The following is a 24,281-nucleotide window of genomic DNA, read 5'->3' as shown; positions in this document are numbered from 1 at the left end:
CTCACTCACTCTCCCGTGAGGAAGTACGAGGCGGTCACCACGAGGAGCGCCAGCAGGAAGGATCCGGCCAGCAGCTCGGGCACGCGGAAGAGCCGCAGCTTGGCCCAGAACACCTCGGCCGCGGCGAGGGCCGCGCCCAGCAGGGCGACCTTCAGCGCGAGCAGGACGAGGGCGAGGACGAGGGCCGCCGGGGAGGCGGTCGTGGCGATGCCCCAGGGGGCGGACAGCGAGGCGAGCAGGCCCAGCAGGACGGTCAGCCGCATCTGGGAGCCGAGTTCGACCAGGGCGAGGTCGGGTCCGGCGTACTCCAGCACCATCGCCTCGTGGACCATCGTCAGTTCCAGGTGGGTGGCGGGGTTGTCCACCGGGAGCCGGCCGGTCTCGGCGAGGACGGCGACGGCCAGGGCGGCGGTGGCGAGCAGGCCCGCCGGGGAGACCAGGCGGACCGGGTCGTGGATGCCGCCCGCGATGATGGCGGACAGGTTCGTCGACCCCGTCGGTATCGACAGGGCGAACACCGCGAGGAGGATCGTCGGTTCGACGAGCGCGGCCACGGTCATCCCGCGGGAGGCGCCCATCCCGCCGAAGGCGGTGCCCGTGTCCAGCCCGGCGAGGGCCAGGGTGACGGTGCCGAGCCCCAGCAGCGCCACGACGAGGATGAGGTCGGCACTGCCGCTGACGGGAGTGGCGGTCGAGGCCAGTGGGACGAGCGCGGCGACGACGGCCGTGGTGGCGACCAGCAGCAGCGGTGCCGTGCGGAAGGCCGGGCCGGTGCCCGCAGGGGTGATGGCCTCCTTGCGCAGCAGCTTGCGCAGGTCGCGCCAGGGCTGGGTGACGCCGGGCCCGGCCCGCCCCTCCATCAGCGCCCGTACCTGCCGCATCAGCCCTGTGAGCAGGGGTGCCCCGGCGACGACCATGGCGACCTGGGCGGTCACCGCGGCCGTTCCGGTGGCGGTCATGGTGCCGTTCACGGCGTCTCCCCGTGCGAGGTGGCGCTCACCAGCCGACCGCCAGGGCCAGCAGGAGAGCGACGAGACCGAAGAACCCGTAGCCGAGGTAGCGGTGCACGCTGCCGGGGGCCAGCCGGCGCGCGGCCCGGCCCACGGCCAGGGCGGCGGCCAGGACCGGGCGGTAGAGGCGGTGCTCGATCCGGTCGCGGACGCTGCGCCGGAAGCGCACGCGTTCCACGAGGTAGGCGGAATCGCGCACCGGGGTGACGTTCACGTTCTGCTCGGGGTCGAGGACGTCGCCGAAGACCCGTTGCAGGGGCTCGGCGAAGGAGGTCGCGGTGTACGACATGCGGGGCGTGGGGGCGCCGCCCCCGCAATCCCACACCCGCGCGTTCGTACGGCGCCCGCGACGGGCCGTCAGACGGATGAGGGCGGCCGCCGCCACGACGCCCGCGAGCAGGGCCGCCGTCACCCACAGGGGGGACAGGGAGGCGGCGGCCCGGTCCAGCCGCAGCTCCAGGCCGCCGCCCGCCAGGGGGCGGCCGTCGCGGAGCCCCGCCGCGGCGACGGCCCGTGACAGGCTGCTGCCCAGCGTGCCGGGGACGAGGGCGAGGGCCGTGCAGCCGATGGCGAGCAGGCCCATGCCCACGTGCATCAGGGGCGGGCTCTCCTCCGCCGCCGCGGCCCCTCCGCTGCGCGGCCGGGCGAAGAAGCCGACGCCCAGGGCCTTGACGAACACGGCGGCCGCCAGCCCCGCCGACAGGGCGATGACCGCAACGGCGAGCGGCAGCACGATGGCCGTGGACACCCCGGGCACCGCCATGCCGTGGATCAGGGACTGCAGCAGCAGCCACTCGCTGAGGAAGCCGTTGCCCGGCGGCAGCGCGACCGCGGCCAGCGAGGCCACCGCGAAGAAGCCCGCGGTGGCCGGCATCCTGGCGCGCAGGCCGCCCAGCCGGTCGAGGTCGCGCAGCCCCGTGGCCCGTACGACGGAACCGGCCGCGCAGAACAGCAGGGCCTTGAAGACGGCGTGGTTGGTGACGTGCAGCAGGGCCGCGGCCAGGGCGAGGGCGGCGGGGACCGGGTAGCCGGACGAGGAGAACAGGCCCGCCGCGCCCACGCCGATGAGCACCAGGCCCAGGTTCTCCGACGTCGAGTGGGCGAGCAGGCGCTTGAGGTCGGAGGCCATGGCCGCCTGCAGGATGCCGTGGACGGCCGACAGGGCGCCCGTCGCGAGGACCAGCAGCCACCCCCAGTCGGGGCCGCCGCCCAGCAGTTCGAAGTCCACGCGGATGATGCCGTACGCGCCCAGGTTCACCATCGCCGTGCTCATCAGCGCCGAGACGTTGCTCGGCGCCTCGGGGTGGGCCCGCGGCAGCCACGGGTGCAGGGGCACCATGCCCGCCTTCGACGCGAACGCGGCGGCGACCAGGACGAAGACCGCGCCGCGCGCGCCCGGCGACATGCCGGCCGCCCCCGCGCGCAGCTGCGCGAACGTCTCGCCGCCCGCCCCCGCGGCGAACAGCGCGAGCCCCGCCAGCAGCAGGACGAGACCGACGTGCGTCATCACCGCGTACCACACGCCGGCCTCGCGGACGCTCGGGCGGTCGCGCTGCTCCGCCAGGACCAGCACCAGCGACGTGACCGCCATCCCCTCCCACAGCAGCAGGAAGGACGAGACCGAGGCGGCGGCCGGGACGAGGACCAGGGTCAGGGCGAAGACCGGCAGGGACGACTGCACCCCGCGCGACGCCGTGCCGCGCGGGCCGCGCCCGGAGGCGTAGCCGATCCCGTAGACGGAGACCGCGAGGACCACGGCGCCCGCGACGGCCATGAACAGGCCCGAGAGGGCGTCGACGGCCAGCCGCAGCCCGGCCAGCGGCAGCAGGCCGGGCAGGTACGCCGACCAGGCGGCGCCGCCCAGCGCCGCGATCCCGCCCGCCAGTCCGGCGCCGCCCAGCCCCGCCGTGCACAGCCCCACGGCCACCACCCGGGCGCGGGTGGGCAGGAGCATCCCGGCCAGCACCCCGGCACCGGCGAGACCCGTGGCCACGACGGTCGCGGACTCGGCTGGGCTCATGCGGCGTGCCCCGCGGGGGCGGAGGCGCGGACGCGGGTGCCTATCGGCCCGCTGCCGGCCTCGGGTCTCCTGCAGCCGTACGCGCTCACCGGCCCGTCACGACGCGCAGCGCCGCCACGATCCGCTCCGGCTCCGGCGGGCACCCCGGCACCCGCAGGTCGACGGGGACGACGTCGGCCACCGCGCCCTCCACGCCGTGGCCGCCGGCGAACTCGCCGCAGTCGATCGCGCAGTTGCCGACGGCGACCACCAGGCGGGGGCGGGGCATCGCGGCGACGGTGCGGCGCAGCGGCTCGGCCATGTTGCGGGTGACGGGGCCGGTCACCAGGGCCACGTCGGCGTGGCGGGGCGAGGCCACCAGGCGGGCGCCGTAGCGCTCGGCGTCGTACACCGGCCCGAAGGCCTGCGCGATCTCGATCTCGCAGCCGTTGCAGGAACCCGCGTCGATGCAGCGCACGTGGGCCGAGCCGGCCAGCTCCGCGGCGCCGGGCGGCGGGTTCCCCGCCGGGCGGGGCGGGGCGTCCTCCGCCACCCGTCCGGTTTCACGGATCTTGCGCAGCAGGCCCATGCGGGTTTCCCTCACCTCGGCGTCGGTGTCCCTCACGAAGGTGTGGCGGCCGTCTCCCGCCGTCACAGCGCGGAATCGCGCCGAGAGACGGCCGCCGGTCGGAAGGGCCGCGACGGCCCGCGCGGGCGGCGGTCGGTAGCCCGGTCCGGGCCCGCCGGCGCTCCGGGTGGGAACGTCGTACGGCCTTCGGCAGCCCCGCTTGCATGAGGACTGGTCTGGCCGGGTCAACGGCGGCGCGGGCCCGCGGTCACGGGTGGGGAGGCGGGCCGTCCCGTGGGGGTGACATTGCGGACGGCTGGGACGGATGAGTCGAATTCGCTTGTCCCGTACGGGCGGGGGTTCGCGCCCTGCCCTGGCGGGCGGTGCGGTCGCCGAACGACAGGCGGGCCGGGCCCGCGCGGAAGAGATGGCCGGGTCGGCCGCAGGGCGCGGCGGCCTGCCGGGAGCAGGTACGCACACCTGCGAAACCGCCGCCGCGGAGCCCGGCCCCCACGGCCGTGACCGGCGGTGCCCCGCATGCCTCGGGCCTGTTCGGCACCGCCGGGAACCTCGCCGGAGGTTGCTCGCCGTCGCGGCGGAATCAGCTCGCCGGCCCCAGCCGAAAAGGGGTGGCAACCTGCTGGGAACGGGCACACACCCTTCAAACGCCGCAGCGGCGCCCAGCCCCTACGGTCGTGACCGGCGGCGCCCCGCACACCTCAGGCCTGTTCGGCACCGCCGAACACCTCGCCGGGCGTTGCTCGCCGTCGCGGCGGAACAGGTGGCCGGGCAGGTCGCAGGGCGCGGCAATCTGCTTGGAACGGGCACACGCCCCCCAAACCGCCGCAGCGGCGCCCAGCCCTTACGGCCGTGACCGGCGGTGCCGGGCATGCCTCAGGCCTGTTCGGCACCGCCGGGAACCTCGCCGGGCGTTGCTCGCCGTCGCGGCGGAACAGATCGCCGGTCCCGGCCGCAAGGCGCGGCAACCTGCTGGGAACGGGCACGCCCTTCAAAACCGCCGCCGCGGCGCCCGGGCGTGGGCCGTTGTTCAGGTGACCGGTGCTGTGGTGGCGTTCGACGGGGTGCGTGGGCGGTGGGTGCCTCTTGCTGTGCGCAGGGTCAGGTCTGCCAGGGCCTCGGGGGCGCCGGTCTGACCGCGGACGCCGGGGAAGGCGTTCACGTCCACGATGAGGGGGCTTCCGGCGACGTCGAGCAGGTCGACGCCGTACACGTCCAGGGCGAAGACCTCGCCGACGCGCCGCACGACGTCGAGCCAGCCCGCGGGCAGGGCGTCGGTGCGCAGGGGTTCGGTGCCGGTGCGGACGGGGGTCGCGAGTTCCGAGCGGCGCAGGCCGGCGAAGACGCGGTCGCCGACGACCCACAGCTTGTGGTCCCAGCCGTCGTTGGGGGTGAAGCGCTGCACGACGACGGGTTCGTCGCCCCACTCGGCCGCGAGCACGGCGAGCCGTACGGGGTCGTCGACGCGGGCCACCAGGTCATGGCGGCGGCTGTGGCGGCTCTTGATCACGGCGGGGTAGGACAGGTCGCCGCGGGCGGCCAGGCCGGTGAGGGAGGGCTCGGTGGCGGTGGCCACGAAGGGGAGCCCGGCGCGCAGGGCCACGTCCGCCATGGCGGTGCGGTCCTGGCACTGCCCGGTGGAGGCGGCCGAGTTCAGCACGGGAGCCCCGCGCTCTTCGAGGCGGCGGGCGAAGGCCAGGGCGCGGGGGGTCCGGGTCTTGAGGAGGTAGACGTCGGCGAGGTCGCCGGGCCCGGGGTCGGCCGCGTGCGCGGGGTCGAGCGCCTCGACGCGGTGGCGGGGCGTCAGCAGGCCGGTGGCGGCTGCCAGCAGCGGGTGGTCGGGGGCCGGGGTGAGCAGGCCTATCTTCATGCGTCGCCGCCGAGGGAGCCGCCGAGGGGGCCGCCGGCGGGCGCGGACGGCTGCGCCGACAGCAGGGCGGCGGCGCCGGCCGCGGCGGCGCGCGGGCGGGCTCCTCCCGCGTCGGCGAGCCGCAGGATCGCCCAGGCCACGCGGGCGACCGCGTCCGGGACCTGACGGAAGCTGGGGAAGTCGTTGACGTCGACGACCACGGGCCCGTCGGGGCCGAGGACGACGTCCACGCCGTACAGGTCGAGGCCGAAGACCTCGCCGACGCGCGCGGCGATGGTGGCCACCTCGGCGCTGAGCGGCACTTGCCGCTCGCTCGCGGGCTGGTCGGGGTGGAGGGGGGAGCAGCGCTCGGTGGCGTAGAGCTCGCCGTCGACGCAGTAGACCTTGAGGTCGACGCCGGAGTTGGGGACGTAGGGCTGGGCGATGAGCATGCCGCCGCCCGCGCCGTGTCCGTCCCGGGGCGCCTGGCGCGCGAGCCGGTCCGGGGAGGGCACGAGGCGCACGGCCCGGCCGGAGCTGCCGTCGGCGGGCTTGACGACGAGGGGGTACTGGGCGGCGGGTATCTCCGCGAAGTCCTCGATGCGCATGGCCGCGTAGGTCACGGGGACGGGCAGGCCGTGGGTCTCCGCGGTCACGGCGGCGAGGGCCTTGTCGCGCACGCCGCGGATGGCGCGGGCGTCGTTGACGGTGGTGAGTCCGGCGCCGGCCGCGGCTTCGAGGAGGGTGAGCCCGGGTCCGCCGGAGACGGTCTTGAGGATCCAGGCGTCGTGCCGGCCCGCACGCACCGTCTCGGAGAGCCTGAGGAGCGACCCGCCGGGCCTGAGCACGTCCACCCGGTGGCCCCAGGACCTGAGTTGGCGGATGACGTCCACCGGCATGCCGTCGTGCCGGTACTGCTCCTCCACCAGGAAGCAGAGTCTCATTGGTGCATCCTCGTAATCCCCGGACATCCGCCGAGTGCGTCCGGCAGAACTGTGACGGCTCAGGATGTCATGCGTGACGGGTCGGGCATGTCAGGGGCTGTCTCAATTCCGTAGCAAACCGATCATGCACCGTCCGTTTTTCTCCGTATCCGACCGACTGATTCCCCGTCGGATACGGGCCGACCCTGCGCAGGACGACGGACGGACGGCGCTGCAGCAGGGCTACGCGCACCACTCCTTGATTGGCCGATACAACGGCCTCGCCGTGACCGGATCCCACCCGGACCACCCCGGCAGTTCGGGGCGAGATGGATGCTTCAGTGCCGATTAGTGCGGGAAAGATAGCTACAGCCTGAATTATGCGGGCGGCAGGCGGCCCCGCCGTACGCCGCCCGCCGGACGAGATGACCATCGATGGACGCGAATTCCGACCCCCTCTCCCCCACGGCGACCGTCCCAGTCGCCGCCGTCGACGCGGAAGGCACCGTCACCCTGTGGAGCCCCGCCGCGCGGCACGCGCTCGGCCATGCGCCCGAGGAGGTCATCGGCCGCCGCCCTGCTCGCCGCACCCCTGCCGCCCCCGGCCCTGCGGGCGCTCACACGGTCCGCACCCTGGAGCGGCGCCCTCACGGCCCGCCACCGTGACGGCGGGGCGGTGCGGGTCACCGTGCGGGCACACCCCTGTCCGGAGGGCGACGGCCGCGTGCAGTGGGTGCTCCTCGGCGCCGCTCCGGAGGGCGCCCCGCCCGGCGAGCCGGACGCCGTGCTCACGGAGGCGGCGCGGAGGGACGCCGCCCTCAAGGAGTGGGCGTACGTGCAGTCCCCCATCGCCACCGCCGTCTACGACCGCGACCTGCGGCTGACCGGTGCGAACGGGGAGATGGTGCGCCTGTCGGGCCGCCCCGAGGAGGCGATGCTCGGGCTGCAGCTCACCGAGATCTTCCCCGGCGCCCCCTTCGACGAGTTCGGCCGCCTGATGGCGGAGGTGCTGCGCACCGGCGAGACCTTGCGCACGGACACCTTCTTCCGCGCGCCCGGCCAGTCCCGCAAGCGCGCGTGGGCGACGTTCTTCACCCCGCTCAAGGACGGCGACGGCCGCGTGCAGGGCGTGTCGATAGCGGCACTGGACCGCACGGAGCCGCACCGCGCCCGGCAGCGGCTGGCGATGGTCAACGACGCGGGCGCCCGCATCGGCACCACGCTGGACGTCGGGCGCACCGCCGAGGAGCTGGCCGAGGTCACCACGGGCGCGTTCGCGGACCTGGTCAGCGTCGACCTGCTCGACTCCGTGCTGCACGGCGCAGACGCGGCCGGTGGATCCGGTCCGGGCGGCGGCCCGGAGGACACGGGCGCCGGAGGGCCGGACGCGGAGCCGGTGCGTCGGGCAGCCGCGCGGTCCGTGCTCGGCGGCCTCCCCGGCGAGCCCGGCGGCGCCTTCTCCTACGCGCCGCATTCCCCGCCCGCCGAGGCACTCGCCTCCGGCCTCTCCTCGCTGCACCGCGCCGAGGCGGCGGCGATCGCGGCGTGGGCGGACGGCGGCGGCCCCGGCCTCTCCCGGTGCCTGGGCGGCAAGGGTGTCCACTCGGTGCTCGCCGTGCCGCTCGGCGCGCGGGGCGCCACGCTCGGCGTGGCCCTGTTCGTCCGCCACCCGGGCACGGAGCCGTTCGACGCGGACGACCTGCTGCTGGCCGGGGAGATCGCGGCGCGGGCCGGCGTGTGCGTCGACAACGCCCGCCGGTACGCGGTGGAGCGCTCGGTCGCGCTCACGCTCCAGCGCAGTCTGCTGCCGGGGCGGCTGCCCGAGCCGACGGCCGTCGAGGTCACCTCGCGCTACCTGCCCGCCGGCGCGCAGGCCGGCGTCGGCGGGGACTGGTTCGACGTCATCCCGCTGTCCGGCGCCCGGGTCGCGCTCGTCGTCGGCGACGTCGTCGGCCACGGGCTGCAGGCGTCGGCCGTCATGGGCCGGCTGCGCGCGGCCGTGCGCACCCTCGCGGACCTGGACCTGCCGCCCGACGAACTGCTCACCCACCTGGACGACCTGGTGGTCCAGCTGGCCCAGGACCAGCAGGACCAGGCGGCGGAGCGGCTGCCGGGCACCGTCCGGGAGACGGGCGCGACCTGCCTGTACGTGGTGTACGACCCGGTGTCGCGCTCCTGCGTCCTGGCCCGGGCGGGCCATCCGGCGCCCGTGCTCGTGACGCCCGGCGGCACGGCCCGCTTCCTGGACATCCCCGGCGGTCCGCCGCTGGGCCTGGGCGGGCTGCCCTTCGAGTCCGCCGAACTGCGGCTGCCCGAGGGAAGCCTCCTCGCGCTGTACACCGACGGGCTGGTCGAGAGCCACGACCACGACATCGGCGCGGGCCTGGACGGGCTGCGCACGGCCCTGTCGGGTCCGGCCGCGCCCCTGGAGCAGACCTGCGACGCCGTGCTGGACGCGCTGCTGCCGCGGCGCCCCGAGCGGCCCAAGGACGACATCGCGCTGCTGCTCGCCCGCACGCGCGCGCTGGACGCCTCGCAGGTGCGCAGCTGGGACCTGCCGGCGGAGCGGTCCACGGTCGCCGAGGCGCGCAAGTTCGCGTCCGAGCAGCTGACGGCCTGGGGGCTGGAGGAGCTGGGGTTCACCACCGAACTGGTCGTCAGCGAGCTGGTCACCAACGCCGTCCGGCACGCCTACGCCCCCATCCGGCTCCGGCTGATCCGCGAGCGGTCCTCGCTGATCTGCGAGGTCTCGGACGCGAGCAGCACCTCGCCGCGGATGCGCCGGGCCCGGGTGACGGACGAGGGCGGCCGGGGGCTGCTGCTGGTGGCTCAGCTGACGGAGCGGTGGGGCACGCGCTTCACCGCGGAGGGGAAGACGATCTGGGCCCAGCAGCCGCTGGCCGCCGCCGGGTGAGCCCCGGGGCGGCCCGCGGCGGGCCGGGTGTCAGCGTTTCTTCTGGCACACCTGCACTCTCTTGAGGTGGTCGGCGATGACGGGTCTCGCCATGCGGGCGGCCTCGCGCACCTCGGCGTTCTGCCCGTGGGCGATCTCGTCGTCGAGCATCTTGAGGGCCTGGACGCGCTTGGCCGCCACCAGCTTCAGCCAGAGCCGGTCGTACTCGCGCGTGTGCGCCTTCTTCTGAAGGTCCTTCAGCTCCTGGCGCTGCTCGGCCATGGTCCGGTCGGACAGGGTCACCCTCAGGCGCTTCGCCAGGTCCGTGATCTTCTTGTCGAGCCGGGTGTGGTCCTTGACGAGGATCTCCCCGGTCTTCTTGACGCACGAGGTGGTGGCGTTCTTCTTGACGTCCTTGCCCATGGCGATCTCACCGAGGCCGCCCTGGTGAGCCTTCGCCAGGAAGGTGCCGTCCTTCGCCGCCTCCGTGTCCGTCTGGGCGAGCGCGACGCCCGCCGGTCCCGTCACCATGGCGAGGGCTGCCGCTGCGGCCGTGAACCGGTGTCCCATACGCATCCTGCACGCTCCGTTCGTCATCGGCCCGCGACGGTTCGCCCGGCACGGGACGGCATTCGGGTGGGACGTACGTGGCGACGCCCCCATGGAGCTGATGCCTGCCCCCGGCCGGGGCGCGCCGCATCAGCGCGCCCCGCAGTCCCCTCCAATGGAGCACGGGCGGCTGCCGGTGCGTCAGGTGCAGCGGGTGCGGTCGGCCGGCAGCGTCCCGTCCAGGAGGAAGGAGTCGATCCTGTCGTTGACGCACTCGGCGTCCGGTGAGCCGTAGACGCTGTGGCCACCGCCCGTGTCCGTCATGGTGACGGCCGAGGGGCCGAGAGCCCGCGCCATGCGGCGCAGCCACTGCACGGGGGTGGCGGGGTCGAATTCGGAGGTGTGCAGGAGGATCTTGGGGGCGCGGGGGGCCGCGACGGCGTGGGAGCCGTCGTCGCCGGCCTGCGGCCAGCCGGTGCACAGGGCCATGTCGGAGACGAGCGTCGGGCCGAAGACCGGGGAGGCGTCGGCGAAGTCGTCGTAGGCGTTCGCGACCTGGTCTGCGGTGTAACGGCCCGCGGAGTCGGCGCAGTTGACCGCGGCCCGCGCCGCCCCGGACCCGTCGCGGCCGTCCCCGGTCCTGCCCTCGGCCCGGGCGGCCTCCTCCTCGGCCATGTGCGCGGACTCCCCCGGCGGCAGGCGGTAGACGAGGGACGCGAGGAGGTTGGGGGCCTCGGGCAGGCCGCCGCGGGAGCGCAGCAGGCCCATCGTCCGCGTGACGGCGGTCTCCCGGTCGAGGGTGCGGCCGTTCACCCAGGGCAGGGGCTGCTCGTCGAGGCGGTCGAAGGCGGCGGTGACGTTCTCCATGGCCCGGTCGGTGTCGGAGCCGAGGATGCAGTCCTCGTCGCCCCGCCTGGTGCAGATCTCCACCGCGTGGCGCAGGGCCTTGTGGTAGGCGGCGGCCCGGGCGAGGGTGGTCCGCCTGGCGTCGGGCGACGGGTCGTCGACGCCGTCCATGACCATGCGGCCGACCTTCTCCGGGAAGCGGTGGGCGTAGGCGGCGCCGAGCCGGGTGCCGTGGGAGTAGCCGAGGTAGTGGAGCTTGTCCTCGCCGAGGGCGGCGCGGAGCACGTCCAGGTCGCGGGCGGTGTTGACGGTCCCGACGTGGGGCAGGACGGGGCCGGAGCGCCTGCTGCACTCCTCCAGGCCCTTGGCCCGGTCGTCGATGCGGTCGGCGAGGCCGCCCCGGGTGCCGGAGTCCTCGTCCGTGCCGCGGGCCGCCTGCACGGCGGCGCCGTGGGGGCCGCAGCGGACCGGGGAGCTGGCACCGGTGCCGCGCGGGTCGAAGGTGACGAGGTCGTAGCGGCCGCCGGCCTTGCTGAAGCCGTCCGGGCCGCGGGCGCCGAGCCGTACGAGCCCGGACTCGCCCGGCCCGCCGAAGGACAGGACGAGCGAGCCGAGGCGGTGGTCCTGGTCCTTGGTGCGGTAGCGCATGAGGGCGAGCCGCAGCTCGCCCTTGGCGGGGTCCGCATAGGTGTAGGGCACGGTGAGCCGGGCGCACTCGGGGGCGCCGGGGGCGTGCCGCGTCTCGTTCCTGATCGTCTTGTCCTGGTCCCGGGAGCAGGGCTCCCAGGAGATCTCCTGGTCGTAATAGGGGGTCAGGTCCGGCCGGCCCGCCGCCTCGTCACGGCTCGCACAGGCGGTCAGGTTGCAGGCCAGCAGAGCGGCGGCGAGGGGCAGGGAGAGGGAGGGTGCGAGTACGGGCCTCATGCCGCGGACGGTACTTGGCCTGCTAACCGGCGGCGTCCCCGGTGGCTCGTCCGGGTGACGGCCCCCGGCGTGTCGGCCCGAGCCACGCGGCGGCGGCGACGAGCAGCGCGGCGGCCAGCAGGACGGCCACGGCGCGGTGGGGGCCGGCGGCGCCGGAGTGGTGGAGCGCGAGGGTGACCAGGGCGATGCCGAGGGCCGTTCCGAGGCCGCGGGCCATGTTGACCAGACCGCCCCCGGTGCCGGAGGAGGCCGCCGGGATCGCGCCCATGACCAGGGCGTTGTTGGCGGGCGTGAAGGCGCCGAGCCCCAGGCCGAGGAGGGCGAGCAGCGGGACCAGGGGGCCGGTGGTGAGCGGGAGGGCGAGCATGGCGGCCAGGGCGGCGACCGCGACGGCCGCGCCCAGCAGGCAGCGGCTCCGGTCGCCGAGAGCCCGCGGCAGGACGCGCTCCGCGCAGGTCGCGGCCAGGGCGAAGCCGGCCGGAAGGGCCGTCAGGACCAGCCCGGCGTAGAGCTCGGAGGATCCGGCGCCGGTGAGCACGACGGGCACGAGCACGAGCGGGCCGAAGAGGACGAGGTAGGCGCCGAGCGCCGCGGCGAGGCCGGTGGAGACGGCCCGGCGCCGCAGCAGGGCCGGGTCGACGAGGGGGTGCGCCGCCCGGCGTTCCCGCAGGGCGAAGCCCCAGGTGGCGGCCGCGGCCAGGGCGAACAGGGCGGCGACGGCCCAGGCGGGCACGGTCAGTCCGGACACCATGGACAGGGCCAGCAGCAGCGCGGTCGTCGCGACCGCCAGGAGCACCGGCCCCAGGCGGTCGGAGCCGGCCGCGGGGCGGCGGGTGCGGGTGCGGGGCAGCAGGTACTGGCCGGCCACGAGGGCGGCCAGGCCGACGGGGACGTTGACCGCGAAGACCCAGCGCCAGCCGAGCCCGGCCACCAGGGCGCCGCCGACGGTCGGGCCGAGGGCGAGTCCGAGGGCCTGCGCCGCGGCCTGGACGCCGAGGGCGGCGCGCATCTTCTCGCGCGGCGCGCTGGTGGTCACCAGGGCCACGCTGTTGGCCTGCATCATCGCTGCCCCCGCGGCCTGCAGCACGCGGAAGGCCACGAGGACGGCCAGGGAGGGGGCGAGGGCGCAGGCGGCCGAGGCGGCGGTGAAGACGAGGAACCCGTAGAGGTAGAACAGCTTGCGGCCGTGGGCGTCCGCGAGCCGGCCGACCGGCACCAGCAGTGCGACGAGGGTGAGGAGATAGGCCAGCGAGACCCACTCGACGGCGGCGAGCGAGGCGTGGAACTCGCTGCGCAGCCCGCCGTAGGCGAGGGTGACGATGCTGGCGTCGAGCTGGCCCATGAAGGCGCCGAAGCAGACGGTGGCCACCGCCAGCCGCCAGCCCCCGGGGCGGGTTCTTATGCGCTCGGGGCGGGCCCGTTCCTCGACGAGGGCCGCGGGCCACGCCCGGTGACGGCGGGGGTGCGGTGGCATGCGGCGAGGCTACACCGGCGCCTCGGGGTTTCCCGGGCGCGCCGTGGGGGCCGGACGGTCCGGGCGGTCCGCTGCGCCGAGTACCCGCAACGCCTCTTCCAGAGCGGCGAACGCGGTGTCGACGAGCTCGTGGTGACCGGGTGCCACGTCGTCGGCGCGCTCGCCCGCGAGCAGGCGGGCGGCGGTGGTGACGTAGACGGTGCGGTAGGCGGTGACGGTGAGGGCCGCGGTCAGCCGGGGCCGCGGGTCGCCGGGGGCCGCACCGGTGCTCTCCGCGACGGCGGCGGTGAGCGCGTTCTCCAGTTCCTCGACGGCCTCGCGGACGCGGGCGCGGAGTGCGGGCGAGTCCAGCACGACGCGCCAGAACGCCGGGAAGGTGTCGCCCACGGCGCCGAGCGGGTGGCGTGCGTCGGCGAGTTCGCGGACGAGGCGGCGGACCGGGGCGGCGGGGCTCTCGCCGGGGCGGCGTTGCCGCACGGCGCCGGTGAAGAGCTCGAGGGCCTCGGGGATCCGGTCGAGGTAGAGGTCCTCCTTGCGTGAGAAGTGGTTGAAGACCGTCATCGTGGAGACCTCGGCGGCCTCGGCGACCTCCGCGACGGTCACCTTGTCGAAGCCGCGGCCGGCGAACAGCCGGGTGGCCACGTCGGAGATCCGCTGCCGGGTCTGCCGCTTCTTGCGCTCGCGCAGCGAGAGCGCGCCGGCTCCGGCCGCCGCCTTGGTGTGGTGAGGATCCATGGAAAAAATTATATCCGACACAAATTTTTAGTCGCTATAGTCACTGCTCATGGACTTGGACTACGACGTTGTGGTGGCGGGAGCGGGCCCGGTCGGGCTGGCGCTGGCGTGCGAGTTGCGGCTGGGCGGGGTGAGCGTCCTCGTCGTCGAGCGGCTGACCGGCGTCGACACGACCATCAAGGCGGGGGCCATCAACACCCCCTCGGCGGAGGCCTTCTACCGGCGCGGCCTGCTGCCCGCCCTGGCCGCGATCCAGAACGAGAACCTCGAGCGCATCAGCGGATTCATGGCGCAGCGGCAGGGCGGCCGGGGCGGACCGGTGACGATGCCGCCGAAGTTCGCCGGGCACTTCGCGGGCATCCCCCTCAAGGGCCACCTGCTGGACACCGCGGACCCCGACTTCGCCGGCGCCGGCCCGGCCGGAGACATAGGTTTCATCCCCCAGGAGCCCCTGGAGCGGCTGCTCGGCGAGCGCGCCGCGGAGCTGGGCGCGGAGGTGCGCCGCGGCGTGGAGCTGACGGGCTTCGAAGCGGACGACGAGGGCGTCACCGTGCACGCGGGCGGCTCCGCGATCCGCGCGGGCTGGCTGGTGGGCTGCGACGGCGGCCGCAGCACCGTCCGCAAGCTCGGCGGGTTCGCCTTCCCCGGCACCGCCCCCTCCATCACGGGGCATCAGGCGGTGGTCGAGATGGAGGGTGCCGAAGCCCTGGGCAAGGGCTGGACCCGGACGCCGACGGGTACGTACGCGCACGGGCCGTTCCCCGGGCGCATCCTCACCGTCGAGTTCGACGGGCCGCCCGCCGACCGCTGCGCCCCCGTCACCGCCGAGGAGCTGCAGACCTCCCTGCGCAACGTCTCCGGCACCGACGTCACCGTCACCGCCGTGCGCACGGCCACGCGCTACACCGACAACGCCCGCCAGGCGGCCGACTACCGCTCCGGCCGGGTGCTGCTGGCCGGCGACGCCGCCCACGTGCACTCGCCGTTCGGCGGCCAGGGCCTCAACCTCGGCATCGGCGACGCGATGAACCTCGGCTGGAAGCTCGCCGCCACCGTGCGCGGCTGGGCGCCCGAGGGGCTGCTGGACACCTACACCGCCGAGCGGCACCCCATCGGGGCGTGGGTGCTGGAGTGGACCCGGGCCCAAGTGGCCCTGATGCGGCCCGAGTCCCACGCGCAGGCGCTGCGCGAGGTGGTGGCCGAATTCTCGGACACCGTCGCCGGCACCACCTTCTTCGCCAAGAAGATCTCCGGCGTGTGGCAGCGCTACGAGGCCATGGCCCGGCCCGGCGACCACCCGCTCGTCGGCGCCAGCGCCCCGGACCTCGAACTCGCCGACGGCAGCAGGCTCGCCGACCACCTCCACGACGGCCGCGCCCTGCTCCTCGACCTCGCGGACGCGCCCGGGGTGCGGGCCGCCGCCGAGGGGTACGGCGACCGGGTGTCGGTGCTGACCGCCGCGGCGCCGGCACGCCCGGAGCTGGCGGGGCTGCTGGTCCGCCCGGACGGCTTCACGGCGTGGGCCGCGGACACCGCTGCGCTGCCGGCGGCGACGGAGGCCCTCGGCAGCGCGCTGGCCCGGTGGTTCGGAGCGCGGGCCGCGCTCCGGACCACCGGGCCGCTGGCGGCGTAGGCGCGGTGACGGGCCCGGTCCGGCCGGAGCGGGCCCGTCACCGCGATGCCGCACCGGCCCACCCGCCGCAAGGGCGCGCCGCAACGGCGGTGGGGGCCGGCGGAATCGCCGCCTCCTCAGCCCGCGGCGCCGGTCTCCCGCGGGCCGCCACGGAGGCCGAAGGCGCTGACGACCGCGGCGACGAGGGCCGCGCCCAGCGGAACGAGCAACGCGGCGTGGTAGCCGTCCAGCAGTGCCCCGGGGGACCGGCCGTCGCCGCCCGCCGCGGTGGAGACGGCGGTGACGGCCGACAGGCCGAGCGCGGCTCCGAACTGGAACGAGGTGTACAGCAGGCCGCCCGCCAGCCCCTGTTCGCCCTCGTCGATCCCCTCGGTGGCGACGATGGTCAGCGGTCCGTAGGCCAGGGCGAAGGCGAGCCCGAGCAGGATCATGGTCGGGAACATGGCCGGGTACGACCAGTCCGCGCCGACCGGCAGGAACAGGGCGTAGGCCAGTGCGGCCAGCACCAGCCCGCCGAGGATCACCCGGGCGTTGCCGAAGCGCGCGACCAGCCGCGGCGTGACGGTCGGCGAGAGCACGGCGTCGGCGCCGATCGCCAGCAGGGCGAAGCTCGTCTGCAGGGTCGACCAGCCGCGCAGTTCCTGCAGGTAGAGGACGGCGATGAACTGGAAGCCGAAGAAGCCCGCGGAGAACAGCAGTCCGGCGATGTTGGCCCGCAGGAGCGAGGGCCTGCGCAGGACGGCGAGGCGCACGAGCGGCGCCTTCGCCCGGCGCTCGATCAGCACGAAGGCGGCCAGCAGGCAGAGCCCGGCGGCGAGTGTGGCGAGGGTACGGGGCAGCTCCTCGTGGGCGGCGCGCTCGACCGTCAGCACGAGCAGCAGGATCGCTCCGGTGACGCTCAGCGCCCCGGCCAGGTCGAGTCCGCCACGGGTGCGCTCCGGGCGCGGGGACTTGGGGACGACGGCCACGGCCGCGATCAGGATCAGCGCCGAGAGGGCGACGGGGGCGAAGAACACCCACCGCCAGTGGACGGCCGTCAGCAGGCCGCCCGCGACCAGGCCGATGGAGAAGCCTCCGGCGGCCGTCCCCGAGTAGACGAGCAGCGCCTTGTCGCGCCGCGGCCCCTCCGGGAAGCCGGTCGTGATGATGGACAGGCCGGCGGGGGTCATGAAGGCGGCCGAGGCCCCGGTCACGAAGCGGGCCAGGACGAGCATCCACCCTTCGGTCGCGAAGCCGCCGAGCCCGGAGAAGAGCAGGAAGACCGTCAGCGGCAGCAGGAACATCCGCCGCCGGCCGAAGAGATCGGCGGCGCGTCCGCCCAGCAGCATGAAGCCGCCGTAGCCGAGCACGTAGGCGCTCATCACCCACTGCAACTGGCCGGTGGGCAGGCCGAGATCGGCCCGGATGGACGGCAGGGCCACGTTGAGCATGGCCACGTCGATGCCTTCGAGGAAGATCGCGCCGCTCAGGACGAAGAGCAGGGCCCGGGCGCTCCCGCTCGTGGTGCCGGTGGCGTCGCCGGCCGGCGGGGCGAGTGTGGACACAGAAGGCTCCTTGCAACGGGGAGGAGGAGATGAAGGAAGGAAAGGAAAGGGAGGGAAGGGCGGTTACGGAAACGCATGCCGGTTCCCTCTTGTAACCATCTGCATCCTGGGACATCCTCGATGACCATGGAAGAAGGCACTTTGAAGTCACCGACGCACTGCGTGGATACCGAGGACCCCTACGACGCCCGCCAGTGGGACACCCGCGAGGGGTGCGAGGTCCGGCAGATCCTCGACCGCGTCGCCGACAAGTGGTCGCTCCTGGTCATCGCCCTGCTCGAACGCCGCACCCTGCGCTTCACGGAGCTGCGCCGCGAGGTCGACGGCATCAGCCAGCGGATGCTCACCGTGACGCTGCGCCAGCTGGAGCGCGACGGGCTGGTGCGGCGCACGGTGCACCCGGTGGTGCCTCCGCGCGTGGACTACGAGCTCACGCCGCTCGGTACGACGCTGCACGACACGATCCAGGCGCTGGTGACGTGGACGGAGGCGCACCAGGGGGAGATCGCGGCGGCGCGTGCCGCGTACGACGAGGCGGCGGCCGCCGCCGGCACGCCGTAGCCGGGCGGCCGGAGCGGGCGGCGCTCCACTCCGGCTACTCCGGCTGCTCCGGCCTGTCCTCGTACTCGGGCAGGCACAGGGTCGTGAGCGCCCCGCCGTCGGGGGCGTTGGCGAACGTGAGCTCCGCGTGGATGGTCCGGGCCTGGCCGACGGCGATGGTCAGGCCCAGGCCGTGGCCCTTGGTGCTGGTGCTCGTGGGCTCGGTGCGGAAGCGCTGGGGGCCGTGTTCGAGGAGGTAGTCCGGGTAGCCCTCGCCGTGGTCGCGGATGGAGACCACCGGCCCGTCGACGGTGACGACGACGGGCGGGCGGCCGTGCCGGTGGGCGTTGACGAGCAGGTTGCTCAGCACCCGCTCCAGGCGGCGCCGGTCGGTCTCCACGCACGCGTCCTTCAGGACCCGCACCTCGGCCTCCATCCCGGAGGCGCGCACGGCCCGCTCGGCCAGCTGCCCCAGCAGGTGCGCGTCGAGGTCGGCCTTCTCCGTCAGGGAGTCGAGCCGGGAGATCTCCAGCAGGTCCTCGGTGAGGCGGCGCAGCGTCTGCACCCGGTCGCGCACGAGCTCGGTGGGCCGGCCCGGCGGCAGCAGGTCCGCGGCCGCCTGCAGGCCGGCGAGGGGGGTGCGCAGTTCGTGGGCCACGTCGGCGGTGAAGCGCTGCTCGCTCTGCAGCCGGGCCTGCAGGGTGCCCGCCATGGCGTCGAGGGCCGCGGCGACGGCGGCGACCTCGTCCCGCTCCCGGGCGGGGCGGGTGGTGTGCGGGTCGGCGACGCGGGCGTCGAGGTCGCCGGCGCTGATGCGGCGGGCCACGTCGGCGGTGCGGTGCAGCCTGCGGGTGACCCGCGAGACGGCGAAGACGCCGATGAGCAGGGTGCCGCCGATGGCGAGCGTGGCGGAGCCGGCGATGGCCCGGTCGAGGCCGTCGATGGTGTCCTTGCTGTGCCGGTAGTCGAACCGGGCGCTGATGATCCCGGCGTCGGCGGGCCCGGCGGCCCACATGGTCGGGGTGCCGTCGTGGTCGCCGAGGGCGGTGCCGCGCTCGCCGCGCAGCGCCATCTCCTGGAGCCGCCGCGGGAGGTCGGGCGGGTTCAGGGCCGCGGGGCGGTGCATGGGGTCGCCCGACGCGTAGGCCTTGGTGGCGGCGTCGAGCCGGGACAGGGCCTCGGAGCGGGCCTGGTGGACGGTCTGCCGGGTGACGATGACGTGCACGAGGACGCCGAGCACGGTCGCGACGACGCAGCACACGACGGCGAGGAAGAGCGTGAACTTCCCGTAGAGCGAGCCGAGGCGGGAGAGTCTGCGGAGGCGGGCCCGCAGGCCCCGTGGCTTTGCGGTCACCGGCGGCGCTCCCGGTCGCGCGGCGTGGCCGGGGCGGCGCCGGACTCGGCGCGGCGGATCTCGTAGCGCCGGAAGTCCATGTAGTGGTTCTGGGTGTTCCAGGTGTAGACCGAGCGCAGGGCGTAGTGCGGCGTCGTCCACGGCTCCCAGACGATCAGGTCGCGGCCGGCGACCTCGACGGAGGAGGGCTGGGCGACGGTCGACAGGACGCGGGTGAGCACCCCCTTGACGAGGGTGTAGGCGCGCAGCGAGAGGAAGTGGTCCTCCATCTCGATGCCGACGATCAGGTCCTCGCGGCCGTCTCCGGTGAGGTCGCTGTAGACGGGCTTGCGGATGGGGCAGTCCCGCTGCTGTCGCTGCGCGGAGGAGCACGACGAGGTGACCTTCGCGGCGGTCGCGTCGTCGAGGGCGTCCGCCCCCGTGACGCTGTTGCGGTTGGCCGTGACCTCGGCCTTGACCACGGCGTAGGCGTCCACCCTGTGGATGTCCCCGGAGGGGACGGGCGCGACGCCGGGGACCTTCGTGGCCGTCTCGCCGTCGTGCTGCGGGCCGCTCGGCGACGGGGCCGGCGTCGCCTGCGGCCACAGTCTGGACGGGGCCGAGGCGGGGGCCGTCCGGCCGGCGCCGACGGGTTCGCCCGCGCTCGCGCACCCGGTCGCCGCCGCCGCGAGCACGGCCAGCGCACCGAGCGCCCGCAGGGCGCGCCGGCGGGAGGCGGCACGCGGCTCGGCGCTCCCGGCGTCGGGGCAGGTGGATCGGGGCACTCGGAGGTTCCATCGTCGGCTGGCGGCGGCCCCTGTCCGGGGCACGGGATACGCCACGATGTTATGCGAGGCGCACGCCGTGCCCTCCGGGCCCGCCGCAGGCCACGGCCGGGAGCCCTGCCGCGGGAGGGGTCCGCGGCGGCCGCCGCGGACGGCCCCCGCCCGGCCGTACGGTCTACCTCTTCCTTCCCCGGCGCTTGGCGATGGTGGTCATGACGACCGGCAGGAGCAGTTCGAGCGCCCGGGTGACCTGGGCGACCGGCAGGCCGGTGCGTTTGGCGACGGTTTCGGCCACCGGGCCGGTGATCTTCCCGAGGACGCCGGACATCAGCCCGCCGCCCAGCCCGGCCCCGAGGCCGCCGAACCCGCCCGCGCCGGCTGCTCCGGCCGGGGTCGCGCTCTCCTGGCGGGTGAGCTCCTCGGGGAGGGCGGCGACGGTCTCCCGCACCATCCGCGTCGCCCCGTCCGCGTCCGTGCCGAGCTCTCCTGCGAGCTCCTGGATCCTGTCCTCACCCAGCTCGTCCAGTACGTCCTGCTGCAGCGCTTCATCGCCCATGGGCCCGACATTACGCGGGCCGAACAGATCTCGGTACGCAAGGTAGTGCGGCGATCACCGTGCGGAACGACGCGCGCCCCCGCGCCGGGGCCCGCGGAAGCGGCGTGACCGATCTCAAGATCCTTAAGCGGGGCGGCCCCGGCTTTCACCTCATTGAGGGGAAATATGACCTTCCGATCTACCTGCCAGGGGCACGCGAACTAGCGTGGGCGGCCATGTCGCACCCTTTCGCTCTCCCCTCCTTCTACATGCCGTACCCCGCACGTCTCAATCCCCACGTGGAAGGCGCCCGGGAGCATTCCAAGGCCTGGGCCCGCGAGATGAACATGCTGGAGGGCTCCGGCATCTGGGACGAGGCGGACCTGGACGCCCACGACTACGCCCTGCTGTGCGCGTACACCCATCCGGAGGCGTCCGGCCCGGTGCTCGATCTCGTCACCGACTGGTACGTCTGGGTGTTCTTCTTCGACGACCACTTCCTCGACGTCTTCAAGCGCACCGGTGACATGGCGGGCGCGAAGACCTACCTCGACCGGCTGCCGGCCTTCATGCCCCTGGACGCCGGCGAGACCCCCGAGCCCACCAACCCGGTGGAGGCGGGCCTCGCGGACCTGTGGGCGCGCACGGTCCCGTCGATGTCGGAGGACTGGCGCCGGCGCTTCATCGAGAGCACGCGGCACCTGCTCAACGAGTCCGTCTGGGAACTGTCCAACATCAACGAGGGCCGGGTCGCCAACCCGATCGAGTACATCGAGATGCGCCGCAAGGTGGGCGGTGCCCCCTGGTCGGCCAATCTCGTCGAGTTCGCGGTGGGCGCCGAGGTCCCCGGGGCCGTCGCCGCGAGCCGGCCGATGCGGGTCCTGAAGGACACCTTCGCCGACGGGGTGCACCTGCGCAACGACCTCTTCTCGTACGAGCGGGAGACCGAGGCCGAGGGCGAGCTGGCCAATGCGGTCCTCGTCCTGGAGCGGTTCCTGGGCTGCGACACCCAGCAGGCGGCCGACACCGTCAACGACTGGCTCACCTCCCGGCTCCAGCAGTTCGAGCACACCGCGCTGACCGAGCTGGCGCCCCTCTTCGAGCTGCACGGCCTGGACCCGCAGTCCCGCCTCGACGCCTTCGCCTACGTCAAAGGGCTCCAGGACTGGCAGTCCGGCGGCCACGAGTGGCACATGCGCTCCAGCCGCTACATGAACGACGCCCCGGGCGGGTCGGTCAACGCCCCCGGGGCGCTGCTCGCCGGGCCGCTCGGGCTGGGCACGTCCGCGGCGCGGATGTTCACCTCGATCGCGGCGACGGCGCCGGCGCGGCTGCGCCGCCACACCCACGTGCCGTTCCAGGCCGTGGGCCACCTGCCGCTGCCGGACTTCCCCATGCCGTATCCGCTGCGGCTCAACACTCACCTCGACACCTCCCGCCGGAACAACATCGCGTGGGGGCACCGCATGGGGATGCTCGCTCCCGACCCGGCCCTCCCGGGCTCGGGGCTGTGGACCGCCGAGAAGCTCGCGGACTACGACTTCGCCCTGTGCGCGGCAGGCCTCCACCCCGGCGGAACCGCCGCGGAGCTCGACCTGGCGACGGACTGGCTGGCCTGGGGCACGTACGGCGACGACTACTACCCCGTGGCCTTCGGCGGGCACACGGGGGCGGCCGGCATGGCCGCTGCGCAGGCGCTCACCGACCGGCTGCTGCTGTTCATGCCGGTGGGCTCCCCCGTCACCCCGCCCCCGGAGCACGTCATGGAGATCGGGCTGGCGGACCTGTGGTCCCGTACCACCGCGGCCATGACCGAGGAGGAGCGTGCCGGCCTCCACGCCGCCGTCAAGGCGATGCTCGACGCCTGGCTGTGGGAGCTGTGGAACCAGAAGCAGCACCGCATCCCCGACCCGGTGGACTACATCGAAATGCGGCGCCAGACCTTCGGGTCGGACATGACCCTGACCCTGTGCCGCAACGGCCTCGGCGCCGCGCTGCCGCCGGAGATCTACCGCACCCAGCCGGTCCAGGCCATGGAGAACGCGGCCATGGACTACGCCATCCTGATGAACGACATGTTCTCGTACCAGAAGGAGATCCAGTTCGAGGGCGAGATCCACAACGCCGTCCTGGTCGTCGAGAACTTCTTCGACTGCGGGCGCACGGAGGCGCTGGGCATCGTCACCGACCTCCAGGCCTCGCGGATGCGGGAGTTCCAGCACGTGGTCGACCACCAGCTGCCGGTCCTCGCCAAGGACTTCGGCCTCGACGACGAGGCGCGGGCGGCGCTCGGACAGTACGCCCAGGAGCTGCAGGACTGGATGGCGGGGATCCTCCACTGGCACCGGGAATGCCGCCGCTACGGCGAGGAGGACCTGCTGCGCCACAAGGGCACTCCGGCACCCGTCACCCCGCCCTTGGGCACCCCGACCGGCCTGGGCACGTCGGCCGCGCGGCTGTCGGCCCTGCTCCGCTCCCCCGCCGGCACCCAGCCGGTGGGGTGACCTGGCGTCAGGCCGTGCGGGGGAGCCTTCGGTCACTCCCCCGCACGGCGGCGCTCGCGGAGGGCGCGGACGCGGCCGCGGCTCGCGCAGGCCGGTGACGGGCACCAGCGGCGGCGGCCGGTGGGGTTGGCGAAGACGCCGCGGCAGTCGTGCTCGGGGCAGACCGCCAGGGTGTGGCGCTCGGGGCCGGTGAGGTGATCGGCGGCCTGGCGGGCGATGCGGGCGAGGGCCGCCCCGGTCGTGGCGGGCGGCTCCCGCAGCAGCCGGTCCGCCGCCAGGAGCCGTACGGGGTCGCGCTCCTCGCCGAGGAAGCGGGTGAGTTCCCCGACGGCTCCGGCCGGCGGCGGCTGTCCTTCCGCGACGGCCAGGGCGAGGGGGCGCAGGGTCTCCCGCAGGGCGTGGGCCTGCCGGAGGTCCGCGGCGCCGGGCGGCCGGGCGGGTGTCAGTTCGCTGCGGTCGAGCCACTCCGCCAGCCGCTCGGGCGTGGCCATGCGCTCGACCGGGTGCGCGCCGAAGTGCCGGCCCCTGGTGGCGAGCAGGTTGAGCCAGCCGGCTCCGCAGTCGAAGCGGAAGGCCAGGCGGTCGTCCTCGTCGGTCATACGGGCATCGTAACGGCTCACCCGTTACAGTGATCACGCTGATCATGTAACGGGTGAGCCGTTACGCATGGAGAGCGGAGGAGACGCCATGGGGCCCGTCGTACGGACCGTTCTGGGGGACGTTCCCGCGGAGGAGCTGGGGGTCTGCGACGCGCACGACCACCTCTTCCTGCGCAGCCCGCGGCTGCCGGGCCAGGAGCTCGGCGACGTGGAGGCGGCGGGCGCGGAGCTGCGCGCCTTCCGGGAGGCGGGCGGGCGGGCCGTGGTGCAGTGGACGCCCCGCGGCATGGGGCGCCGGCGGGCCGATCTCGCGGCGCTGGCGTCCGCCACGGGGGTGCACGTGGTCGCCGCGACGGGGCTGCACCAGGCGGTGCACTACGCGCGGGAGCGCCTGGACCGCGACCGGGACCGGCTGGCGGAGCTGTTCGTCCGGGACCTGACGCAAGGGCCGGTCCGCGCCGGGCTGATCAAGGTCGCCGGGGGCTTCCACGGCCTCGACGGGCACGCGCGGCACGTGATGGCCGCCGCCGCGCGGGCCCATCGTGCGACGGGGGCGGCGATCGCCGTCCACCTCGAACTCGGCACGGGCGCCCCGGACGTGCTGGATCTGCTCTGCGGGGAGCTGGGCGTGCCGGCGGGCCGGGTCGTCCTCGGCCACCTCAACCGCTCTCCCGACCTGCGCGTGCACCTCCGGGCGGCCGGGGAGGGCGCCTTCCTCGCCTTCGACGGCCCGTCGCGCGCCCACCACGCCACGGACTGGCGGCTGTTCGACGCGCTGACGGCCCTCGCCGAGGCGGGTCACGCGGACCGGATCCTGATCGGCGGGGACACCACGACGGCCGCCGCGCGCTCGGCGGCGGACGGCCCGGGCATGCCGTACCTGCTGCGCACGCTGCGGCCCTCACTGGCCGAGGAGCTCGGCGAGGACTTCGCCCATCAGGTGTTCGTCACGAACCCGGCCCGCGCCTTCGCGGCCGAGTGGCGGCGCAACGACACCTGATCCGGGAACGGGCCGGCCTC

The 24,281-nt window shown here is 74.9% G+C and carries 20 protein-coding genes; 6 read left to right on the top strand and 14 right to left on the bottom strand.

Translation table 11 applies throughout. The features are described 5' to 3' along the window. Positions 1 to 5: 5 nt before the first annotated feature. The 5 genes from ACFPP6_RS18960 to ACFPP6_RS18940 form a co-directional block, all read right to left on the bottom strand. A complete protein-coding gene (locus ACFPP6_RS18960) occupies positions 6 to 971 on the bottom strand; it encodes a respiratory chain complex I subunit 1 family protein (protein WP_382043499.1) in 966 nt (321 codons plus the stop codon). 25 nt (positions 972 to 996) lie between these two features. Continuing rightward, the gene (locus ACFPP6_RS18955) at positions 997 to 3,030 is read right to left on the bottom strand and encodes a proton-conducting transporter transmembrane domain-containing protein (protein WP_382043496.1); all 2,034 of its coding nucleotides are present in this window, start codon (positions 3,028 to 3,030) and stop codon (positions 997 to 999) included. 85 nt (positions 3,031 to 3,115) lie between these two features. After that, positions 3,116 to 3,634 (bottom strand): NADH-quinone oxidoreductase subunit B family protein, encoded by a 519-nt coding sequence (locus tag ACFPP6_RS18950; protein ID WP_382043493.1) that lies wholly within the window; start codon positions 3,632 to 3,634, stop codon positions 3,116 to 3,118. Positions 3,635 to 4,625: 991 nt separating this feature from the next. After that, the gene (locus ACFPP6_RS18945; protein ID WP_382043490.1) at positions 4,626 to 5,465 is read right to left on the bottom strand and encodes an ATP-grasp domain-containing protein; all 840 of its coding nucleotides are present in this window, start codon (positions 5,463 to 5,465) and stop codon (positions 4,626 to 4,628) included. Continuing rightward, positions 5,462 to 6,388: an ATP-grasp domain-containing protein gene (locus tag ACFPP6_RS18940; RefSeq protein WP_382043488.1), complete on the bottom strand. Its 927-nt coding sequence runs from the start codon at positions 6,386 to 6,388 to the stop codon at positions 5,462 to 5,464. Before ACFPP6_RS18940 ends, ACFPP6_RS18945 begins: the two co-directional genes overlap by 4 nt. Before the next feature lie 414 nt (positions 6,389 to 6,802). Between ACFPP6_RS18940 and ACFPP6_RS18935 the strand changes: the two genes are divergently transcribed. Both ACFPP6_RS18935 and ACFPP6_RS18930 read left to right on the top strand, forming a co-directional pair. Further along, positions 6,803 to 7,033 (top strand): PAS domain-containing protein, encoded by a 231-nt coding sequence (locus tag ACFPP6_RS18935; protein WP_382043486.1) that lies wholly within the window; start codon positions 6,803 to 6,805, stop codon positions 7,031 to 7,033. A 10-nt stretch (positions 7,034 to 7,043) separates the two neighbouring features. Further along, positions 7,044 to 9,281 carry a SpoIIE family protein phosphatase gene (locus tag ACFPP6_RS18930; protein WP_382043484.1) on the top strand — a complete coding sequence of 746 codons (2,238 nt, stop codon included), beginning with the start codon at positions 7,044 to 7,046 and terminating at the stop codon, positions 9,279 to 9,281. A 30-nt stretch (positions 9,282 to 9,311) separates the two neighbouring features. Here ACFPP6_RS18930 and ACFPP6_RS18925 read toward each other — a convergent pair whose 3' ends face one another. The 4 genes from ACFPP6_RS18925 to ACFPP6_RS18910 form a co-directional block, all read right to left on the bottom strand. Further along, positions 9,312 to 9,836: a DUF4142 domain-containing protein gene (locus ACFPP6_RS18925; protein ID WP_382043482.1), complete on the bottom strand. Its 525-nt coding sequence runs from the start codon at positions 9,834 to 9,836 to the stop codon at positions 9,312 to 9,314. A 174-nt stretch (positions 9,837 to 10,010) separates the two neighbouring features. Next, positions 10,011 to 11,579 (bottom strand): alpha/beta hydrolase, encoded by a 1,569-nt coding sequence (locus tag ACFPP6_RS18920; protein WP_382043479.1) that lies wholly within the window; start codon positions 11,577 to 11,579, stop codon positions 10,011 to 10,013. A gap of 22 nt (positions 11,580 to 11,601) precedes the next feature. Further along, the gene (locus ACFPP6_RS18915; protein ID WP_382043476.1) at positions 11,602 to 13,053 is read right to left on the bottom strand and encodes an MFS transporter; all 1,452 of its coding nucleotides are present in this window, start codon (positions 13,051 to 13,053) and stop codon (positions 11,602 to 11,604) included. 9 nt (positions 13,054 to 13,062) lie between these two features. After that, a complete protein-coding gene (locus tag ACFPP6_RS18910) occupies positions 13,063 to 13,788 on the bottom strand; it encodes a TetR/AcrR family transcriptional regulator (RefSeq protein WP_382043473.1) in 726 nt (241 codons plus the stop codon). A gap of 49 nt (positions 13,789 to 13,837) precedes the next feature. On the opposite strand from ACFPP6_RS18910, the gene ACFPP6_RS18905 reads away from it, so the two are divergent. Then, positions 13,838 to 15,421 (top strand): FAD-dependent monooxygenase, encoded by a 1,584-nt coding sequence (locus ACFPP6_RS18905; protein WP_382043470.1) that lies wholly within the window; start codon positions 13,838 to 13,840, stop codon positions 15,419 to 15,421. A gap of 116 nt (positions 15,422 to 15,537) precedes the next feature. Here the strand turns inward: ACFPP6_RS18905 and ACFPP6_RS18900 are convergent, their stop codons facing one another. Next, positions 15,538 to 16,851, bottom strand: coding sequence for an MFS transporter (locus tag ACFPP6_RS18900; RefSeq protein WP_382044008.1), 1,314 nt, complete (start codon positions 16,849 to 16,851; stop codon positions 15,538 to 15,540). A gap of 240 nt (positions 16,852 to 17,091) precedes the next feature. Here ACFPP6_RS18900 and ACFPP6_RS18895 point away from each other — a divergent pair, with 240 nt between their 5' ends. After that, a complete protein-coding gene (locus ACFPP6_RS18895; protein WP_382044006.1) occupies positions 17,092 to 17,526 on the top strand; it encodes a winged helix-turn-helix transcriptional regulator in 435 nt (144 codons plus the stop codon). Positions 17,527 to 17,560: 34 nt separating this feature from the next. Here ACFPP6_RS18895 and ACFPP6_RS18890 read toward each other — a convergent pair whose 3' ends face one another. The 3 genes from ACFPP6_RS18890 to ACFPP6_RS18880 all read right to left on the bottom strand — a co-directional run bounded on the left by ACFPP6_RS18890 (position 17,561) and on the right by ACFPP6_RS18880 (position 20,179). Beyond that, the gene (locus ACFPP6_RS18890) at positions 17,561 to 18,859 is read right to left on the bottom strand and encodes a sensor histidine kinase (RefSeq protein ID WP_382043467.1); all 1,299 of its coding nucleotides are present in this window, start codon (positions 18,857 to 18,859) and stop codon (positions 17,561 to 17,563) included. Then, complete coding sequence (locus tag ACFPP6_RS18885; protein ID WP_382043465.1) at positions 18,856 to 19,623, bottom strand: hypothetical protein; 768 nt, start codon at positions 19,621 to 19,623, stop codon at positions 18,856 to 18,858. The genes ACFPP6_RS18890 and ACFPP6_RS18885 overlap by 4 nt, the downstream gene beginning before the upstream one ends. A 175-nt stretch (positions 19,624 to 19,798) precedes the next feature. Continuing rightward, complete coding sequence (locus ACFPP6_RS18880; RefSeq protein WP_382043462.1) at positions 19,799 to 20,179, bottom strand: DUF937 domain-containing protein; 381 nt, start codon at positions 20,177 to 20,179, stop codon at positions 19,799 to 19,801. 215 nt (positions 20,180 to 20,394) lie between these two features. Here ACFPP6_RS18880 and ACFPP6_RS18875 point away from each other — a divergent pair, with 215 nt between their 5' ends. Beyond that, positions 20,395 to 22,662: a terpene synthase family protein gene (locus tag ACFPP6_RS18875; RefSeq protein WP_382043459.1), complete on the top strand. Its 2,268-nt coding sequence runs from the start codon at positions 20,395 to 20,397 to the stop codon at positions 22,660 to 22,662. 32 nt (positions 22,663 to 22,694) lie between these two features. Here ACFPP6_RS18875 and ACFPP6_RS18870 read toward each other — a convergent pair whose 3' ends face one another. Continuing rightward, positions 22,695 to 23,261, bottom strand: coding sequence for a CGNR zinc finger domain-containing protein (locus ACFPP6_RS18870; protein ID WP_382043456.1), 567 nt, complete (start codon positions 23,259 to 23,261; stop codon positions 22,695 to 22,697). Positions 23,262 to 23,328: 67 nt separating this feature from the next. Here ACFPP6_RS18870 and ACFPP6_RS18865 point away from each other — a divergent pair, with 67 nt between their 5' ends. Continuing rightward, on the top strand, positions 23,329 to 24,261 hold the full coding sequence (locus ACFPP6_RS18865) for a phosphotriesterase family protein (protein WP_382043453.1): 933 nt from the start codon (positions 23,329 to 23,331) through the stop codon (positions 24,259 to 24,261). Positions 24,262 to 24,281 lie beyond the last annotated feature (20 nt).

It is taken from the genome of Streptomyces aureoversilis, from assembly GCF_042657885.1.
In the GTDB taxonomy this organism is placed as follows: domain Bacteria; phylum Actinomycetota; class Actinomycetes; order Streptomycetales; family Streptomycetaceae; genus Streptomyces; species Streptomyces aureoversilis.
The sequence above is the reverse complement of the archived record's forward strand: the minus strand, read 5'-3'. Positions and strand labels throughout refer to the sequence as shown.

Coding starts and splice junctions, on each gene's coding strand:
- ACFPP6_RS18925 (WP_382043482.1), bottom strand. CDS start 9,836: ATGCGTATGGGACACCGGTTCACGGCCGCAGCGGCAGCCCTCGCCATG.
- ACFPP6_RS18940 (WP_382043488.1), bottom strand. CDS start 6,388: ATGAGACTCTGCTTCCTGGTGGAGGAGCAGTACCGGCACGACGGCATG.
- ACFPP6_RS18945 (WP_382043490.1), bottom strand. CDS start 5,465: ATGAAGATAGGCCTGCTCACCCCGGCCCCCGACCACCCGCTGCTGGCA.
- ACFPP6_RS18870 (WP_382043456.1), bottom strand. CDS start 23,261: ATGACCGACGAGGACGACCGCCTGGCCTTCCGCTTCGACTGCGGAGCC.
- ACFPP6_RS18910 (WP_382043473.1), bottom strand. CDS start 13,788: ATGGATCCTCACCACACCAAGGCGGCGGCCGGAGCCGGCGCGCTCTCG.
- ACFPP6_RS18875 (WP_382043459.1), top strand. CDS start 20,395: ATGTCGCACCCTTTCGCTCTCCCCTCCTTCTACATGCCGTACCCCGCA.
- ACFPP6_RS18955 (WP_382043496.1), bottom strand. CDS start 3,030: ATGAGCCCAGCCGAGTCCGCGACCGTCGTGGCCACGGGTCTCGCCGGT.
- ACFPP6_RS18915 (WP_382043476.1), bottom strand. CDS start 13,053: ATGCCACCGCACCCCCGCCGTCACCGGGCGTGGCCCGCGGCCCTCGTC.
- ACFPP6_RS18865 (WP_382043453.1), top strand. CDS start 23,329: ATGGAGAGCGGAGGAGACGCCATGGGGCCCGTCGTACGGACCGTTCTG.
- ACFPP6_RS18920 (WP_382043479.1), bottom strand. CDS start 11,579: ATGAGGCCCGTACTCGCACCCTCCCTCTCCCTGCCCCTCGCCGCCGCT.
- ACFPP6_RS18900 (WP_382044008.1), bottom strand. CDS start 16,851: ATGCTCAACGTGGCCCTGCCGTCCATCCGGGCCGATCTCGGCCTGCCC.
- ACFPP6_RS18935 (WP_382043486.1), top strand. CDS start 6,803: ATGGACGCGAATTCCGACCCCCTCTCCCCCACGGCGACCGTCCCAGTC.
- ACFPP6_RS18880 (WP_382043462.1), bottom strand. CDS start 20,179: ATGGGCGATGAAGCGCTGCAGCAGGACGTACTGGACGAGCTGGGTGAG.
- ACFPP6_RS18905 (WP_382043470.1), top strand. CDS start 13,838: ATGGACTTGGACTACGACGTTGTGGTGGCGGGAGCGGGCCCGGTCGGG.
- ACFPP6_RS18895 (WP_382044006.1), top strand. CDS start 17,092: ATGGAAGAAGGCACTTTGAAGTCACCGACGCACTGCGTGGATACCGAG.